Source organism: Actinomycetospora succinea, assembly GCF_004363095.1.
GTDB lineage: Bacteria > Actinomycetota > Actinomycetes > Mycobacteriales > Pseudonocardiaceae > Actinomycetospora > Actinomycetospora succinea.
Map to the genome: position 1 here is coordinate 39,665 of NZ_SNYO01000011.1, position 18,163 is coordinate 57,827.

General features: G+C 69.7%; 14 protein-coding genes. 12 read left to right on the plus strand and 2 right to left on the minus strand.

Annotated features, from left to right (window positions below; all coding sequences use genetic code 11):
• Positions 1 to 11: 11 nt before the first annotated feature.
• The 12 genes from EV188_RS26535 (at position 12) to EV188_RS26590 (ending at position 15,446) form a co-directional block, all read left to right on the plus strand.
• The gene (locus EV188_RS26535) at positions 12 to 1,151 is read left to right on the plus strand and encodes a glycosyltransferase family 4 protein (protein WP_133829349.1); all 1,140 of its coding nucleotides are present in this window, start codon (positions 12 to 14) and stop codon (positions 1,149 to 1,151) included.
• Positions 1,094 to 2,605 (plus strand): oligosaccharide flippase family protein, encoded by a 1,512-nt coding sequence (locus EV188_RS26540; RefSeq protein WP_133829350.1) that lies wholly within the window; start codon positions 1,094 to 1,096, stop codon positions 2,603 to 2,605. Before EV188_RS26535 ends, EV188_RS26540 begins: the two co-directional genes overlap by 58 nt.
• A 1-nt stretch (position 2,606) precedes the next feature.
• The gene (locus tag EV188_RS26545; RefSeq protein ID WP_133829351.1) at positions 2,607 to 3,908 is read left to right on the plus strand and encodes a glycosyltransferase family 4 protein; all 1,302 of its coding nucleotides are present in this window, start codon (positions 2,607 to 2,609) and stop codon (positions 3,906 to 3,908) included.
• A 6-nt stretch (positions 3,909 to 3,914) separates the two neighbouring features.
• The gene (locus EV188_RS26550) at positions 3,915 to 5,717 is read left to right on the plus strand and encodes an asparagine synthetase B family protein (RefSeq protein ID WP_133829352.1); all 1,803 of its coding nucleotides are present in this window, start codon (positions 3,915 to 3,917) and stop codon (positions 5,715 to 5,717) included.
• Entirely contained in the window at positions 5,710 to 7,152 is a 1,443-nt protein-coding gene (locus tag EV188_RS26555; protein ID WP_133829353.1) for an O-antigen ligase family protein, read from the plus strand. Before EV188_RS26550 ends, EV188_RS26555 begins: the two co-directional genes overlap by 8 nt.
• A gap of 14 nt (positions 7,153 to 7,166) precedes the next feature.
• Positions 7,167 to 8,189: a glycosyl hydrolase gene (locus EV188_RS26560; protein ID WP_133829354.1), complete on the plus strand. Its 1,023-nt coding sequence runs from the start codon at positions 7,167 to 7,169 to the stop codon at positions 8,187 to 8,189.
• Positions 8,186 to 9,745 (plus strand): tyrosine-protein kinase domain-containing protein, encoded by a 1,560-nt coding sequence (locus EV188_RS26565; RefSeq protein ID WP_166660101.1) that lies wholly within the window; start codon positions 8,186 to 8,188, stop codon positions 9,743 to 9,745. The genes EV188_RS26560 and EV188_RS26565 overlap by 4 nt, the downstream gene beginning before the upstream one ends.
• Before the next feature lie 116 nt (positions 9,746 to 9,861).
• Entirely contained in the window at positions 9,862 to 10,572 is a 711-nt protein-coding gene (locus tag EV188_RS26570) for an FkbM family methyltransferase (protein ID WP_166660102.1), read from the plus strand.
• A gap of 117 nt (positions 10,573 to 10,689) precedes the next feature.
• Complete coding sequence (locus tag EV188_RS26575) at positions 10,690 to 12,009, plus strand: exopolysaccharide biosynthesis polyprenyl glycosylphosphotransferase (protein WP_133829357.1); 1,320 nt, start codon at positions 10,690 to 10,692, stop codon at positions 12,007 to 12,009.
• Between the two features lie 20 nt (positions 12,010 to 12,029).
• A complete protein-coding gene (locus tag EV188_RS26580) occupies positions 12,030 to 13,154 on the plus strand; it encodes a glycosyltransferase (protein WP_133829358.1) in 1,125 nt (374 codons plus the stop codon).
• A complete protein-coding gene (locus tag EV188_RS26585; protein WP_133829359.1) occupies positions 13,151 to 14,254 on the plus strand; it encodes a DegT/DnrJ/EryC1/StrS family aminotransferase in 1,104 nt (367 codons plus the stop codon). The genes EV188_RS26580 and EV188_RS26585 overlap by 4 nt, the downstream gene beginning before the upstream one ends.
• A gap of 22 nt (positions 14,255 to 14,276) precedes the next feature.
• Entirely contained in the window at positions 14,277 to 15,446 is a 1,170-nt protein-coding gene (locus EV188_RS26590; RefSeq protein ID WP_133829360.1) for a DUF2235 domain-containing protein, read from the plus strand.
• On the opposite strand, the gene EV188_RS26595 is transcribed toward EV188_RS26590, so the two are convergent.
• On the minus strand, positions 15,415 to 16,803 hold the full coding sequence (locus EV188_RS26595; RefSeq protein WP_243742020.1) for a sugar transferase: 1,389 nt from the start codon (positions 16,801 to 16,803) through the stop codon (positions 15,415 to 15,417). The genes EV188_RS26590 and EV188_RS26595 overlap by 32 nt on opposite strands.
• A 278-nt stretch (positions 16,804 to 17,081) precedes the next feature.
• A complete protein-coding gene (locus EV188_RS26600) occupies positions 17,082 to 18,152 on the minus strand; it encodes a glycosyltransferase family 2 protein (protein WP_133829361.1) in 1,071 nt (356 codons plus the stop codon).
• Between the last annotated feature and the right edge of the window lie 11 nt (positions 18,153 to 18,163).

Sequence of the window (18,163 nt, forward strand, 5' to 3'; positions counted from 1 at the left end):
GCGTGCGGGTGATGATGATCGAACAGGGCGGCCGTGGCGGAGTGGCGGACTACACGGCCGATCTCGTCGCGGCTCTGGCCGAGCGCGGAGTCGGGGTCGAGGTGGCCACGGCCCGCGATCACGAGGTCGACTACCCGGCCTCCACGGCGGTGCACCCCGTGTTCACCTACGTCCGACGGCGGTCCTGGGCGCTGACCGTCGCTCGCCGTATGCAGCTGATACGCGCGGTGAACGGGCTCGCTTACCTGGCCGGTGTCGCTCGGCTCCTACCGGCTGCCCGCCGCACCCGGCTCGTCCACCTCCAGAGCGGTGAGTTCCCACCGCTGCTCGCGGTCGCGTCCGTCCTGGTCAGGCTCGCGGGAGCACGGATCGTGCTGACCCCGCACAACACCTTCGACCGTGGCCAGAGCTGGGCCCGCTCCCACGCCGTGTGTCAGCGCCTCGCTGCCCGGGTGGTGGTCCACACGTCCGCCGACATTCCGCGACTGACACGCGCCGGTCGAGAGCGCGCCGTCGTCATTCCGCACGGTGACTACGGGTCCCTCGCCGCGCGAGCCACACCCGGAGATCGGGCGACCGTCCGGCACGAGCTGGGCATCCCGAGAGACGCCACCGTCGCTCTCGTCTTCGGGCAGCTGCGGCTCGACAAGGGCATCGAGGACATCCTGGCCGCGCTCCCGCTCCTCCCGGAGCTCCACGTGATCGTGGCGGGAGCCGACGCCGGCGCCGGCGGCATGGTGCGGTGTGCGCAGGCCGAGGTCGGATCAGGCGATCGACTGCACCTCATCGAGGGTCACCAGTCGTGGGACGCCGCCGCCGGGTGGTTCGCGGCCGCCGACGTGTCGCTCTTCGCCTACCGCATCGCGAGTCAAAGCGGCGTCCTGCTGTTGTCCTACGCCTTCGAGACCCCTGTGATCGTCTATCCCACGGGAGGCCTGCCCGACGCCGTCGACGACGGCGTGACCGGTTGGGTGACCGCTCGACCCGAAGTCCCCGCACTCGTCGACGCTCTCCTGTCCGCGGTCGAGATCGGCGCCGACGGCTGCGCCGCTCGCGGTCGTGCGGGCGCCGAGATGGCACGCGCGCGCTTCGGGTGGTCGACCATCGCCGAAGCCACTGCCGGCACGTACCGGGAGGCGGCGTGTCACTGAGCCTTGTCCGGGCCGCTCGCTCTCGCCGCGATCTCTCGACGGCCCTCGTCATCCAGCTCGCCGTGCGAGTGGTGGGGATCGCGGGCGGGATCGCGGTCGCAGCGGGGCTCGCCCGCGGGCTCGGCCACGAGCAGTTCGGCCAGTTTTCTCTGATGCTCCTGCTGCTCTCCATCGCGATCAACGTCGGCGATCTCGGTCTCACCACGACCGTCGTCCGCCAGCTGACCGTCCGGCCCGACGCGGAGGCCTCGATCGTCGGCGCGCTGGTGGTGGCCAGGTCGATGACGGGCCTGCTCGGAGCCGCGTTCGTGGCGATCGGGTTCGCTGTCCTCGAACCTGCACCCGACGCGCGGCTGGTCGCCGTCCTCGGTGCCGCGACCCTGTTGCTGATGCCGCTCTCGTCACTGCAGACCGTGGGTCAGGCCAAGCTGCACGTGCAGGCGCAGAACGCGCTGCTCCTGATGCAGAGCATCCTGTGGACGACGGCCGTGATCGTCCTCGCGGCGACCCACGCTTCCCTCCTGGCCTTCGGCATCGCGTTCTGTGCCGTCAACGTGGTCCAGTCGGTGGTCACGTGGGCGATGTTCCGCCGCCTCGCTCCCCCGAGCTTCGCCGCCGTGTGGTCGACGTTGCGCCCCATCCTCATGATCGCCGCGCCCGTCGCGCTCGGCGGCCTGTTCGTCGCGTCCTACTACCGCGCGGGTGGTGTCGTCCTCTACGCCTTCCGCGGCGCCGGCGAGGCCGCCGACTACTCGGCCGGCGCTCGGGTCCTCGATATCCTCCAGGTCGTCCCGGCGACCCTCCTGAGTGTCGTTCTGCCCCTCCTGTCGAGTACGTGGCGAGACGACTCACCCGCCGCGAGGGAGCGGCGGTCCCGCCTCTTCGCCCTCGCGCTCAAGAGCGTCATGCTCGCGGCGGTGCCGATCGCCGTCGGCGGAGCCCTGCTGTCGTCCTCGCTGTCGGTCCTCGTCTACGGGAATGAGTTCGCGTCGTCCGGGCCGGTTCTCGCCGTACTGCTGCTGAGCTTCCCCGCCATCTGTGCCGGATACGTCGCCACCGGACTCGCCCTGGCCTGCGGTCGAACGGGCTTGTTCTGCGCGATCGCGGCCTGCGTGGCCGCGGTGACCATCCCTGTGAACCTGCTGGTGGTGCCTGTCGGCGGTGCTTCGGCGACGGCGTGGGTGACCGTGATCGCGGAGTACGCCGTCGCGATCGTGACCTTCGCCGCGCTCCGCCGCGGCACCGGCGTCTCCTTCCCCTTCGCCGCGTGGGCTCGCACGCTCGTCGCGGCGGGTGTCATGGCGCTCGCCGTGTTGCCCCTCCGAGATGCGCCGGTCGTGCTCTCCGTCCTGGTCGGCGCCATCGTCTTCGCCATCGCCGGGCTCGCGGTCCGCGCCGTGACCCTCGAGGACCTCCGTCTGCTCGCGGACCGACGCGAGAGGGAGTGGGCCTGACATGGCTCTGAGCGATCTGTCCTCCATGCCCCGCCGGCCCCGCCTCCTCGTGGTCACCAACCTGTACCCGCCGGTGGTGGTCGGCGGCTATGAGGTCGAGTGCCGGGACGTCGTCGAGCACCTCCGCTCCACCTACGAGATCGACGTGTTGACGTCGCGAGACGGCCGACGCCGAGCTGCCCCCCGGCCAGACGTCCACCGCATCCTGCCGCGCGCGTCCGAGAACCGCTTCGGAGTCCTTCTCGCTCCATTCCACACATGGACCGGGGTGCGTCGCGTCGAGCGGTTTCTCGAGGGTCGCGACTACGACCTCGTCTTCGTGTGGAACGCCGTAGGCCTGCCCCATCTGGCGATCTCGCGGCTCGCGGAGCACATCCCTCGACTGGCGTTCAGGGTCTGCGAGCAATGGTTCAGTGGCCTCTACGAGCGTGATCTCTTCCTCCGCTATCTCCGTCCGCAGGACACGCGTGCGGGCCAGTGGTGGTCCGTCCTCGTTCGTCGGGCTCACCGTCTCTGGGGCTTCCGGGCCGTGGGACCTCGCAGCCAACCCGCCGCCGTCTGCTGGAACAGCGAGTTCCTGCGCGGCACGGTGGCGCCGCCGCCTGCTGTCGAGATCGTCCACGAAGTGGTCGTCCACCCCGTCAACGCCGCTGCCGATGCGCTGACGACGCTCCGTCGGGAGCCTCCGGCCGGCGACCCGATCGTGGTGTTCGTCGGCCGCGTGGTCGAGGACAAGGGGATCGACACCGCCATCGAGGCTCTCTCGGAGCTCCTTCGTCGTCATGGCGTACGAGCACGCCTCAGGGTGATCGGCAACGGTCCCCGCACCTACCTGGCTGCTCTCAGACGCCGGGCCGAGGCCGTCGGAGTTGCTGACTTGGTCGACCTCGTCGGGCCTCGGCGGGGTGACACGTTGCGGGACGAGCTCGCGGCCGCGTCCGCCTGGGTCGTCCCCTCCCGCTGGGAGGAGCCCGCTCCGATGGTGGCGATCGAGGCTTCTCTTGCTCGCATCCCGCTCGTGGCGACCCGTGTCGGGGGAATCCCGGAACTCGTCCGTGACGGCGAGGAGGCAGTCCTCTTCGAACGCGACGACGCGCTCGGGTGCGCCGCAGCGCTGGCAGAAGTGCTCCAAGGCGGTCGATCTGTGGCCGATCGGAGCACGCGGGCGTTCCGTCGAGCGCAGGGACTGTCCTTCGGCCCCTACCTCCGACGGGTCGAGGGCTTCATCGAGACGGCGCTTGCGTCTCCCCCCGCGGAAGAGCGAACCGATCGGCCATCGCGGGCCGCCACGGCGGAGGGGTGATCGGCTGTGCTCCTCTTTCTCGCCCTCGTGGCCTCGGCGCCGACCTCGCCGGACCCCGTGACGCGCGCGTGCACCCTCGCCGCCCATTCCTACCCCCAGCTCGCGGCGGCTCGACCCACGACGGCGATCTCGAGGTCCGGTCGGACCGTCGTTGCCAGTGTCGGGCACACCGAGGACCAGATCGCCCCGCGTCGCTCTGTCGCGCGGGGCGACGACGTCGTGGTCTGCCTCGACGGTGTACCGGTCAGCACCAGGACGGGCCCGCGCGCTTGGGATGCCGTCGATCTCCTGTCGCACTGGTACGGGCACGAGGACCTCGAAGGCCAGTTCGCAGCGATTCGTGTCGACCTCGAGACCGACGAGATCGCCTGTCGCAACGACCCGCTCGGACTCGGACCGCTGTACTGCGCGCCCGTCGAGGGCGGCTGGGCCGTGGGGAACAGCGTGCGCGCCATCCGCACCCTCGTCCGGGCGAACGACCCGGATCCACTCGGCGTGGCCGGCTTCCTCACGCTCGGGTGGTACGTAGGCGGACGGACCACGGTCGAGTCGGTCGTGGCCACTCCTCGGGGACACCGGTGCGCCTATCGCGCCGGCGGCGTCGAGGAGATCGCTGACTTCTCCCCTGCCATCGCGCTCGCGCGTGCGCGTGGCGCGGCCGGTGATCGCTACGCCACGGATCGGCTGAGGAGCGAGTTGATCGAGCTGACCCGAGCTGCGCTGACGCAGCCCGGGCTCCCGGCCTCGTGCGGGATCACGGCAGGCCGTGACAGCCGGCTGCTCCTCGCCCTCGCGCTCGCGGCGGGCGCCCACCCCCGAACCCTCACCATCGGCGACGAGGGCGACACGGACGTCGAGATCGGCCGTCTGCTCGCGGACGCCGCGGATCTCGATCACTCGCGGATCCCTCAGGTGGACCCCACCGAGGAGAGCCGCGCCGACGTCGAGGTCGCGCAGTCCTTCGTCGAGTTGACGGACGGCTCGTCGAGTCTGCTCCAGCTCCACGACGTCCAGCGACTTCCGAGGGTCGTGGACCGGGTCGGCATCCAGGCATGGGGTGTCGGTGGCGAGATCGCCCGCGGCGGCACGGGCACCCTCAGTGCCCTGGCCACCTGTGGCCCCCTGGTGCGCCGCTCCACCGCGGTCCAGGACCTGCTGCTGCAACTCAAGGCTCGCGACCCCGCGAACCTGCTCCGTCGCGAAGCACGCCAGCAGATCGCCGACTACCTCAGTAGGTTCATCCGGGAGCGCCTCGATGAGGGCTGGCGGCCCTACGAGGTCTCAGAGGCCTTCTACACGTTCGAGCGTGTGGCGTGCTGGGGATCGACAGGGATCCGGCGGTCCTCGCCGGCCGACGATCTGTTCTCTCCCTTCACGTCCCGCTCCTTCATCACACACGCCCTCTCCCTGCATCCGTCAGAGCGCTACGCGGAGCTCGTTCACCGCCGCCTCCTGCACGCGACGGCGCCCCAGCTCGACCGCATACCCTTCGACGGCCCGTGGCGCGTGCGACATCGCCGCTTGGCGACCGCCCACGCGACGATGCGAGGCGCAGCCCTGGCAGCAGGTCGCGTGCGCAGATCGGGCCGGACGGAGGACGACTCCTCGGCACCGTGGTCGATCACCTGGTTCGTCCGTCACCGGGAGAAGCTCCGTCCGCTCGTCCTCGACGGACCGCTCTCTCTGTGGTCGATCCTCGACCGATCAGCGATCGAGACAGCCCTTGGCGAGGACCGCGAACCGACGCAAGAAGTAGCCGAGGGCCTCCTCCGAGCGATCACCGTCGCCATCTCCCTGGGAGGTGAGTGACCTGACCTCGTCGAATTTCCGCGCGCTGAACCTCCCCAGGACCGTGTCGTCCCGCGACAGGGAACGTTGGCTCAGCGTCCTGGTGACCGCGTTGTGGCTCGTCGCGGCGTCGGCTGTGGCCGTCGTGCTGGTCGGGGGATTGATCACGGTCGGCGGCGGCCCACGAATGGTGAAGTTGGCACTCCTGGCGGCCGCGGGCGTCCTCGCGCTGCTCGCCCTCGGTCGACCACAGGTGGGGTTGTACGCAACGGTCGTCCTGGCGGTCGTCGATCGGACGATCGCCGTCGGGAGCGGGGTCGTCGAGCTGTCGGTGATCGCACTCGCACTCTTCGCGCCGGCGTTCGTCCTCGCCTGGGCCGGCCGAACAGCACCCGGCGCAGTACGCGGCGGACTGGGTCTGCTCTTGGTCGGTAGCGCGCTCGCGACGCTCCTCGCCACCGACTCCGCCGGGGCCGCCGTCGGGACGGCGCGCTGGTTCCTCGTGGCCAACGCAGTCCTCGGCGGGGTCGCCATCGCGTCCCGTGACCGCGCTTTCCTGCACCGCCTCGTGATGGTCCTGCTCGCCATGGGCGTCGTCGCCGCCGGTTTCGCCTATCTCCAGAGCGTCGGCGTCTACGCCTTCGTCGGAGAGCCCTACGACGAGGTCGTCGACTCGACGTTCGGCTACTACAGCAACTTCGCGAACTTCGAGGCCGTCGTCGTGGTCCTCGCACTCGGTCTGCTGGGGAACTCCGTGCGCTCCCGGCGTCCCCTCGCGGCACTCCTGCCGGCGGCCGCGCTGGTGGGAGGGGCGTACTCGCTGGCGGTGACACAGTCGCGAGGAGCCTTGATCCTCGTCGTCGTCGGGGCGACCGCTCTCGTCATCCTCCGGACGCGCAGCCTCGGCTCCCTGATCACAGGCTTGTCGACGGTGGTCGGCCTCGCCTGGCTCGCCCTCGCGCTGCTGCCCGCCAAGGACGTCGCGGACTACCAGCTCCGGTTCGCCACCGTCCAGGGTGGCGACACGGTCCGGTTCCAACTCCAACGAGGCGGGTGGGAGCTGCTGAGCTCCCATCCTGCGGGGATCGGCTTCGACAACTTCCGACTGGCAGCGCGCCAAGGCACGGTCGTCGCGGACGAGGCCTTAGCGCACTGCCACAACCTGTACGCGCAGCTCGGTCTCGATCTTGGCTGGATCGGCTTGACAGGTTTCGTCGTCCTCGTGGTCGGTGCGCTCGTCTCCGCATTCGCAGGTCGCGCCGGTCCCTCGCCGCTCCCGGCCGCCTTCGGCGCGACCCTGCTCGGCCTCCTCGCCCAAGGCTGGAACGACTACTTCTTCTTCGAACCAGGCTCCTTGATCGTCTTCGCTGTGGTCGTCCTGGGCGCGAGCGTGCCGTCTGCGTCGCGTCCGACGTCGAGCCGGCCCACGCCGGAACACACGAAGGTGCCGTCGTGATGCGCCATCGAACCGTGCGGACCGCGCTCACCGTGCTGAGCGTCCTCATCCTCGCCGTGACCGTCTCGGCCTGTGACCCACTCACCAAGGCTGCAGCCGACGAGCTCTCGAGATCCGGCTCCCCGATGACGCTGGGGCTCGTGGCCGACCTGCGCGGACACGGCTTGGAAGCAGGGCGTGTGGACCAGGTCGCGTCCAGCGGCGTCGGGCTCGTGCGGGAGGAATGGGGGCTCGGCGATCTCGACGGCGCGGTCTTCGACGTCGCCGCGAGCCGAGGCCTCTCCGTCCTCCCCGTGCTCGCGCCCGCTGGCGGACAGAACACATCGGACTGGTCCGCTGCTCGATCTTGGATGACGGAGTTCGCACGACAGTTCGGTCCGGGAGGTACGTTCTGGGCGGGTCGCTCCGATTCCCGGTTCGCGCCGACCGCCCTGGAACTGCTCAACGAGCCCTATCTCGCTCAGTTCTCCGGCGGTCGCCCCGCCGCCGACACATACGCAGAGTTCGTCAAGTACGTCGTGCCGTCGATCCGCGAGGCGAACCCGAACGTCCGGGTTCTCCTGTCCGCCGATGTCAGTACCGGGGTGGATGATCGCGAGGACTGGATCGGCGCTCTCTACCGTGCTGCTCCTGACCTGAACGGCTACTTCGACGCGATCGCGATCCACCCTTACGGCAACGACCCCGTGGAGGAGTGCGATCCGATGTACCGGTGGAGCTTCTGCCGGATGTCCACCATCAGGTCGCGCTTCGACGAGCACGGGGCACGGGGAAAGCCGTTCTGGATCACTGAGGTCGGCAACCCGACCAGCGGTGGAGCAGCAGCTCGGTCCGAGGACGAACAGGCCAAGTTCCTCGCCGAGTACATCGGGATCGCGCGCCGTTCGGGCTACGTGTCAGCGTTCGTCGTCTACCACCTCCGCGATTCGGGATGTACGGACGACCGCGAGTGTTTCTTCGGTATCACCCACGTCGACGGCAGTCCCAAGCCGGCCTGGCGAACATTGCTCCTCGCCACAGGAAAGGAAGAGTCGTGACCGTACAAAGTCTCCTGACCGTCGTTCGGGAGCGGTGGCTGCTGGTCGTCGTCCCCTTGGTCGTCGCTGTTCTCGCGGCCGGCCTCCTGTGGGCGCTGCGCCCGCCCGAGTACACCGCGACGACCCGGCTGTTCGTCTCGGCAGCCAACGACTCGACCAGTGCGGCGTACGAGGGCGCTCAGCTCGCCCGCGAGCGGGTTCCCTCCTATCTCGAGCTCGTCACGAGCACGAAGGTCACGGGCGACGTCGTCCGGACGCTCGGCCTGCAGGAGTCGCCCGCGGACCTCGCCACCCAGATCACGCCGACCAACGCCGCGGAGTCGGTCCTCATCGACATCGCCGTGACCGACGGCGACCCGGCGCGGGCAGCAGCGATCGCGAATGCGGTGGGAGCAGCATTCCAGGCCGAGGTCGTGCAGATCGAGAAGCGCGCGGCAGCACAGGGCATTCCGCCGGTTTCCGTGTCCGTCGTCCAGCCGGCCGACGTTCCGACAGCACCCTCGTCGACGGGGCTTCCGCTGACGCTCGTGCTCGGCCTCCTCGCCGGGACGGCGGTCGGCATCGGAGCCGCCTTCACACGACACTCCCTGGACCGGACCGTCCGTTCCACCGACGCCCTTCGGGCCCTGGTCCATGCGCCGTTGCTCGGTCCTATTCCCTATGACCGCGCCTACGCAGCGCGGCCCCTGCTGACGGATGAGCTCCCCAACTCCCCGCGTACCGAGGCCTTCCGCCAGCTACGGACCAACCTCCACTTCGTCGATACCGGGCGACCGTCCAAGGTCTTGCTCGTCACCAGCGCGGCTCCTCTCGAAGGCAAGACCTCGGTGGTGTGCAACCTGGCCATCTCCCTGGCGGCCGCGGAGTACCGGGTCCTCGTGGTCGAGGCCGACCTGCGTCGTCCGCAGATCGGGACGTTCCTCGGCCTGGAGGACACGATCGGGCTCAGCGGGGTGCTCTCTCAGGACATCCCTCCGTCTCGAGCCATCGAGCGCTGGTGGGCCGGGGGGTTCGACGTCCTGGCCGGCGGGTCCGCCGCGGCGACACCCGGCGAGGTCCTCGCCATGAAGCGTCTGCCCGAGGTCGTGGCCACCCTCCGACCGCTCTACGACGTGATCCTCCTCGACTCCCCTGCGGTCCTCGCGGTGTCCGACGCCACCATCGTGTCGCGGGTGGCCGATGGCGCCCTGCTGGTGTGCGCTCGAGGACGCACCCGCCGGGACCAGATCGCCGAAGCCGAGGAGGCGCTCGCCGCGGTGTCCGCTCCGGTCGTGGGGACCGTGCTGACGATGGACGCGCCCCGCCGTCGCGACGCGGTGGGGCAGTACGCCACGTACTACACCGCGGAGCCCGTCGGTCACCGGAGTTCCCCGTCGGCGCCCTCGCCGACCATCCCCGAGTCGCTCGCCTCGCCGCGCCGATTCGTTCCGTCTCCGCGACCCCGGAAGAGGCCCGAGACGAGCGAAGCGGTCACCGGTCCGGCTGACGGCGCTGTCGCCGAGCCGATGGTGGGGCCGGCATCCCGGAACGGCTTCGGACATGGGACGGACACATGAAGACGCGCAACGGCTCGCAGGTGGGCGGCCGGTCCCTGCCTCTCGTCCTGGGGGCACCGCTGCATTGGGGTCACTACCGCACATTGCTCACGATGTGCGGTGTATTTCCCCAACCCGTGGATTTCCTGCGCCGGTATCTGACGTCCGCCGGCGATTACCCGTACCACTGTGCGATCTCGACACCGATCGGCACGATCGCACCCACGACCTACTCGAGCCACGACGTCCGTACCGTCAACGAGGTGTTCGCGAGGCGGACGTATGCGGCCCGTCGCGACGTCCGCGTCGTGGTCGATGTCGGCGCGAACATCGGCGTGAGCGCCCTCTACTTCCTCACTCGCAATCACCACGTCCGTGTCCACGCCTTCGAACCCGTTCCTGTGAACCTCGAACGGCTCGCCGGAAACACGGCGCCGTTCCGAGAGCGCTGCACGATCCACCCGTTCGCCGTGGCCCTCGAGAACGGGCAGGTCAGTTTCGGGACGGAGCCGACCGGCCGTTACGGAGGGATCGGCGTCGAGGGAGAGCTGATCGAGGTCACTTGCAGATCCATCAACGAGGTACTCGACGAGATCCTGAGGACCGAGGACCGCATCGACATCCTGAAGGTCGATATCGAAGGGCTCGAGGAAGCAGTGGTCGCCGGTATCGCGCCGTCGCTCCTCGACCGGGTGGAGGTCATCTACTACGAGACGACCGGCCCCCGCCCGTTCCACGCCGATCGTTTCGCGCATCGGTACGAGCTGCAGTCGAACAGGCTCACACGCCGTCGCCGGTCGTTCGAGCGGGACGAGCACGACGACCAAGCGACCACGTCTCATCGATGATCTGGGGGGAACATCGTGACGGGAACCAGATGGGACCCGACCACCGTGGTGAGCGGGATCCCTGCTCCGCGAGCTCCGGTGGCACCACCTGCGAGACCTCGGCCACGGTGGCGTGGGATGCGCTCGATCCGCGCATGGATGATCGTGCCGCCCGTCGACGCGGTCATGATCGGGCTGCCGATGCTCTGGGCACCCGAGAACGCTCGCGCCCTGGCTGCGCTGTCCGCGCTGACGGTGCTGCTCCTGACGAACGGACGGTGCTACCGAGCTCGCCTGCACCTGAGCGTCCTCGACGAGCTGCCGTGGTTGCTCGCACGCTTCGCCACCGCGGACGCCGTCGTCGGGACCATCAAGGCGCTGCGCTTCGACACACCTGAGACGGCCTCGTTCCTCGCCGTATCGCTGTGGTCGGCGACCCTGCTCGTCGTCGGACGGGTCATCACGACACAGATCATCCTGCGCGCCCGTCGCCGGGGTCGGGTCGCACACCGCACCGTGGTCGTCGGGTCCGGTCCACTCGCAGCCGAGATCATCACGGTTCTCGAGAGGTATCCCCAATACGGGTTGCTCGTGACGGGCTACGTGGACGAGACCTCGGCCGGTGACGTGGCCGGCGTCCCGTTCCTCGGGCGCGCGGAGGACCTCCGGGGTGTCATCGAGGAACACCGCATCGTGGCGGTCCTCGTTGCGGACGGTCCCGGCGAGACAGCAATCCTGGACCTCGTCCAGGTACCCACCCGGCGCCGATGGGAACTGCTGGTCGTCCCCCGCCTGCACCAGCTGCACACCCAGGTCGGTCTCCCCGACCACGTCGGATCGATCCCCGTGATGCGGATCAACAATCCGGCTCTTCACGGGCCGGCGTGGGCACTCAAGCGGGGCTTCGACATCGCCGTGAGCGTCGCCTTGCTCGTCCTCCTGCTGCCGCTACTCGCCGTCCTCGCGGTGCTCGTCCGTCTCGAGGGCGGGCCGGGAGTCCTGTTCCGCCAAGAGCGGGTCGGACGCGACGGGAGGGTCTTCACGTGCCTCAAGTTCCGCACGCTGAGGCCGACGACCGACGAGGAGGCATCAACACGCTGGTCGGTGGCGAGCGATCGTCGGGTTGGACCTGTCGGGAGGGTGATCCGTCGCCTCTCCCTCGACGAACTCCCGCAACTGTGGAACATCGTCCGCGGGGACATGACCCTGGTCGGGCCGCGCCCGGAGCGTCCCCACTTCGTGGACAAGTTCTCCGTCGAGGTGCCCCTCTACGGCTCTCGGCACCGGGTGCGTGCCGGCTTGACCGGGTTCGCCCAGGTCAGCGGCCTACGCGGTGACACACCGATCGTCGATCGAGCACGCTTCGACAACTACTACATCGAGAACTGGTCGCTCTGGATGGACACCAAGGTGCTCCTGCGGACCGTGGCCGAAGTCCTGCTGGCTCGAGGTCGCTGAAGGACTCGGAGGGGGCCGACATGAGGATCACCGTCGCGCACGAGTGGCTGACGAACTGGGCGGGTTCTGAGTGTGTCGCGGAGCAGTTGGTGCAGGTTTCGGGCGCGCGCCGTCTCGTGGCCGCCATCGTGGACCGGACGCTGGCCTCGGACCGATTTCCACGGACGTCCGTCGAAGCTCTCTGGCCGTCGAGCCTGCCGCACGCGCAGACGAACTGGTCCCGGTACGCGCTCCCGATGATGGCAGCGTGGGCGACCACGCGGATCGAGGCGGACGCGCTCCTGATCAGTTCCCACTTCGCTGCCCATGCTGCGGCCAGACGGTTCGACGGGCCGTCGATCGTTTATCACCACACGCCGTCCCGGCTCTTGTGGCGACCCGACATCGAGCTGTCGCGGCTACCCGCGATGACGCGGAGGGCGGTCCGGCACGGGGTGCTGCCGCCGCTGCGCGCATGGGATCGCTACGTGGCGCAACAGGCCACCGTCCTGCTCGCGAACTCCTCGGCGGTCGCACGTCGCATCGAGATCGCCCATCGCCGGACCGCGCGCGTCGTGCACCCGCCTGTGGAGGTCGAGCGCTGGCAGACCGTCGAACACCTCGAGGGTTCCCACGTGCTCTGGTTCGGGAGGCTCGTCGGTTACAAGCGCCCCGAGATCGCCGTCGAGGCAGCGAGGATGTCCGGTCTACCCCTCGTGATCGCCGGAGACGGTCCGGAGCGCGAACGACTCGAGGACACCGCCCCGCCCGGCACGCGGTTCATCGGTCGAGCGCCTTGGCCGGTCGTCCGCGAGGCGATGATGCGAGCCCGCGTCCTGGTCTTCCCCGGCGAGGAGGATTTCGGGATCGCGCCGGTCGAGGCACTGGCAGCGGGGGTCCCCGTCGTGGCGGCCGCGGTCGGGGGTGCGCTCGACTACGTCCACCACGGCGAGAACGGGCTGCTCGTCGAGGTCGCGGAACGTTCAGAGGACCAGGTGGTCGCGATGGCTGCGGCGCTGCGTCAGGCGTGGGACACGCGTTGGGACCACGCCCAGATCCGTCGCACCGCCGAATCGTTCAGCGTCGAGCGGTTTCGGGAGAACATCGCGGAGGTTCTGGACGACACACTCGGCACGGCGTGGCGCCGCGAGAGGGTCGCGACATGATCGAAATCTCGGATGTCCTCCTCGGCCCGGACGTCGAGGAGTCGGTGCTGTCGGTACTGAGATCCGGCCGACTGACCCAGGGCCCGAAGGTCAGTGAGCTCGAGGCCGCCTTCGCGAGCATGTGCGGAGTGCGGCACGCCGTCGCGGTGAACAACGGCACGACCGCCCTCGTGGCTGCGTTCCGCGTCCTCGACATCGGGCCTGGTGACGAGGTCATCGTCCCGGCGTTCACCTTCGTCGCCACCGCCAACGCCGCCCTCGAGACCGGGGCCACCGTCCGTCTCGTCGACATCGACTCGTCGGACTTCTGCATCGACACGGGCGCGATGTCTGAGGCGGTGACTTCCCGGACCGCTGCCGTCGTGCCGGTCCATCTCTTCGGTCACCCCGCTGATCTCGGCAAGATCGCGCCGTTCGCGGAGGAGCAGGGGCTGCGGATCGTCGAGGACGCGGCGCAGGCACACGGCGCGTCTTTCGCGGGCCGACCGGTGGGTGGTTTCGGGACCGGCTGCTTCTCCTTCTACGCCACCAAGAATCTCGCGGCCGGCGAAGGCGGCATCGTGACCACCGATGACGACGAGGTCGCTGAGCGCCTCCGTGTCCTGCGCAATCAAGGAATGCGCGTGCGCTATGAGTACGAGGTCGTCGGCAACAACTACCGCATGACGGACCTCGCTGCTGCCGTCGTCCTCCCCCAGCTCGCACGCTACTGCCAGCAGGTGGAGCGCCGGCGGGCGAACGCACGCGTTCTGGCCGAACTCCTCCACGACCTTCCCGAGCTGGCGCTCCCGACCGTTGCGGCCGAGCGGACACACGTCTGGCACCAGTACACGGTCCGCGTCCTCGCGTCCCTGTCCCGAGACGAGCTGGCCGATCGCCTGCGGGAGCAGGGAGTGGCGTCCGGCGTCTACTACCCGAAGCCGCTGCAGCAGTACGACTGCTATCGCGAACATCCTCGGGTGATCGCTGATCCGACGCCGACAGCCGACGCCGTGGCGTCGACGTGCTTGTCGTTGCCCGTGCACGCAGGCCTCACCAGCACCGATCTCACCGAGATCGCTGCTGCAGTCCGTCGCGCGCTCAGACCTCCTCGTACGTGACCGCAGCCGGATAGGGGCCGATATGAAGCGTTTGGTCGTGTGCTGTGACGGCACGTGGAACTCGCCGGACGAGATGGACGCCGACGGGCTGCCGGTCCCGACCAACGTCTCGATGATCGCCCGCGCTGTCGCGGAGACCGACGCCGAGGGCCACGGCCAGCGGGTCTTCTACGACAAGGGCGTCGGCACGGCCGGCCGGCTCGACCGGATCACCGGCGGTGCCTTCGGCGCCGGGGTCTCCCGCAACGTCCTCGCCGCGTACCGCTTCCTCATCGACACCTACGAGCCCGGCGATGAGATCTTCTTCTTCGGCTTCAGTCGGGGGGCGTTCACGGCGCGCAGCACCGCGGGCTTCGTCCACAACTGCGGCATCCTGCGCCGCGAGTACGAGCACCACCTCGACGACGCCTTCGCGCTCTACCGCTCACGCGCCAAGGTGTCCGAGCCTCGCCGACTGGAGTCGGAGCTCTTCCGGCGCTCGTTCTCCCACGAGCCGCGCATCCGCTTCATTGGCGTGTTCGACACCGTCGGCGCGCTCGGCATCCCGGTCACCGGAGTTGCCTTCGCCCGGCTGGTGAACCGGCGCTTCCGCTTCCACGACACCGACCTCAGCAGCCGCGTCGACGGGGCTTTCCACGCGCTCGCGATGCACGAGCGGCGCGGGTCGTTCCCGCCGACCCTCTGGACCCTGCCGAGCAACGCCCCGGCCGATGCCGAGCGCCACCGCCAGGAGCTCGAGCAGGTGTGGTTCACAGGCGTCCACTCCGACGTCGGCGGCGGCTACGGCGACCGGGAGCTCGCCGACATCACCCTGCTGTGGATGATCAGCCGCGCCCGCCGCTTCGGCCTGGCCCTGACCGAGGGCAGCGTCGACGACACCGGCCCGGACGCGCTCGGGCCACGCCACAACTCGCTGCGCGGCATCTACCGGCTCCTGCCCCGCGACGACCGCACGCCCGCCGACGGCCAGCGCGTCGCGTCCAGCGCTGTGGACCGCCAGACCCTGGAGCACGACGCGCCGTCCGCCTTCGCGGCGATCCTCGACGACCCGACCCGGGTGACCGAGGTCGAGCACATCGTCAGCGCACCGGCGTCTCTAGCAGCTCCTGCAGGTGACGGTCGATCTGTTCTCGGGACGACGGGTAGATGCGCGGACGTCGTCAGCGTCCGCGCGCGAACAGGACCTCGCTGATCGTGCGGAGAAGAACCTTGGCGTCGAGCCAGAGCGACCAGTTCTCGATGTAGAAGTTGTCGAACCGCGCCCGGTCGGAGATCGGGGTGTCGGCGCCGCGCAGGCCGCTGACCTGCGCAAGACCCGTGAGCCCCGACGGGACGCGGTGCCGCTGGCCGTAGCGCGGGTGCTCCGAGGAGAACTTCTCGACGAAGTGCGGGCGCTCCGGGCGTGGGCCGACCAGCGTCATGTCGCCGCGCAGGATGTTCCACAGCTGCGGCAGTTCGTCGAGCGACGTCCTTCGCAGGAGCCGCCCGACCGGGCCGACCCGGTCGTCGTCCACGATCGACCACTGCGTGGCCGACTCCTGCTCGTTCGCGGGGCGCATCGAGCGGAACTTCAGGCACTCGAACTCGCGCCCGTCGCGCCCGACCCGCGCCTGCCGGAAGATCACGCCGGGACCACCTTCGAGCCGCACCGCCAGCGCGATGAACCCGAGCGCCGGAGCTAGCACCAGGAGGGACGTTGCACTCACCGCGACGTCGAAGGCCCGCTTGAGTGCCCAGCTGACGCCGTTCAGCGGGGGTGTGCGGATGCGCGTGATCGGCACGGAGCCGATGTGGTCGCCGGTGCCGGTCTGGGTGACGAACGCGGGCAGCCGCGGCACGATCAGCAGGTCGCAGCCGGCGCACTCGGGGCTGCGGACACGGTCGAGCAGCTCGGCTTCGTCGAACTCGCCGCCGGCCACGAGCACGACGTCGATGCCGTTGTCCGCGACCACGCGCTCGAGGTCGGACAGGGCGCCGACGTGCGGCGCGAACGCCGAGGCCGCGGGGTCGCGGCCGTCGTCGAGGAACCCGGCGACCGCGAGGCCGTAACGGGGATGGCGCTGCAGGAGCTCGATGACGTCGGCGGCCAGCGACCCGCCGCCGACGACGAGGGTGCGGTGCGCGACCACGCCGCGCCGGCGGGCGGCGAGGATGAACCGGGTCGTGGCGATACGACCGAGCACCACGAGTCCGAGGCCGGGCAGGACGATCAGCAGGAAGGTCTCGACGCCCTCGCCGTCGTGGCGCAGCGCGAAGACCGAGGCGACGAGCGCGGCCGCGACGAGCAGGCGCCCGATGACCATCGGGAGCTCGTCGAGCACGGAGAGGTGCAGCCGTGCTCGGTACCGCCCGCCTCCGGAGAGCAGGGCAAGCGCGATGAGCGTCATCGCGAGGACGGCCTTGGCGTACTGCGGCAGCCAGAACACCGGCGCCGCAAGCAGCACGGCGTCCACCGGCAGGACGAGCATCCAGGCCTGCCAGTGCACGGCCGACCGGAAGCCGAGCAGCGGGCGCGCCGGCGCCGGGGCCATCGGGGCCGCGTATCTCACGGTCGGTTGTCCGGGGAGCCGGGTCACCTCGGCCCGCGGTGTGTCGGTCGATCCGGTCGCCACCGGTCCCAACGCCTTCGCCCCTCTCGCGGCACACGGGGCGCGTGGCAAATGGGGTATCGCCGAACGTCACCCGATCGAGCGAACGGCAACCTACGTTGCGATGGGCGTCGAGGTGAAGATCGGTGTCATTTGGGCGACAGCTGTTCGGTCCAAGTCTGTGTGTTCATCCGGACGCGGTACGTAATGCCCGCAGCTCGTGACGCCGTTGCCCGAGATCAGGCGTGACGATCATCTCGGCACCCTCCGGGAGCCAGGACCCGCGCCGCGAGTCGATGAGCCCGACCGTCCGGGTCCGACGCCGCCGACATGAGCACGTGGTGCCGCAGCCAGGTCAGCGGCCACCGCGCGAGGCCGCGTGCCGTGTCCTGGCAACGGACCACGTCTGCGTGGTCGCGACGGAGCCCGCGCACGAACGCCCGCTGGGCCCGCAGGTGGTGCCGACGGTCGGACCCGCTCTCCGAGCCCGACGCCAGCCGGAACCGCGAGAGCGTCTGGGGCAGCCCGTAGAAGTCCCCGGTGGTCGTGAGGCGCACCGCCAGCGCGACGTCGAGCACGAACGAGTCGTCGTCGGTCGGGAAGCCGCCTACCTGATCGAACGCCGAGCGCCTGAACAGCATGTTTCCGGGGACGCCGAGCGGATTGCCGCCGTGGCGGACCACGCGGCGCACCACGGTCGCCCTGTCCTGGCGCCCGATGAGGTCGGGGGTGCGCAGGGTGCGGTCGCGGGCCACGATCCGGTCCCGGTCGTCGACGAGGTGGTGGCGGCTGGAGACCACCGCGACGTCCGGCTCGGCGTCCATCACCTCGACCTGACGCTCGAGGGCCTCCGGCTCGACGAGGTCATCGGCGTTGAGAACCTTGACGAGAGGAGCGCGCGTCGCGGCGACCGCGGCGTTGAAGTTCGCGATCATCGGGACCGTCTCGGTGTGCCGGACGACACGGACCCGCGGGTCGTCGTAGCCGTCGACGATCTCGCTCGAGCCGTCGGTACTGGCGTTGTCGAGGACGACCAGCTCGAAGTCGGTGAAGGTCTGCTCCAGCACCGAGTCGATGGTCCGTGCGATGTAGTCCCGCTTCTGAAAGAGGGGGATGCATACCGACGCGGACGGCGGTGTGATCTCAGCCGAACGCGGTGTCACGCATACGTCATCGCTCTTGACACCGGCCTTGTGATCCACACAAGTATGGTGCCGACGGTGGTGACAGGGGGTCAAATTTCTCCGCCGTCCGTGTGGACAGAGTAACTCGGGGGGAGTAACCGGAGTGCCGCAGAGTGCTGACGCCATCAGGGTCCCGA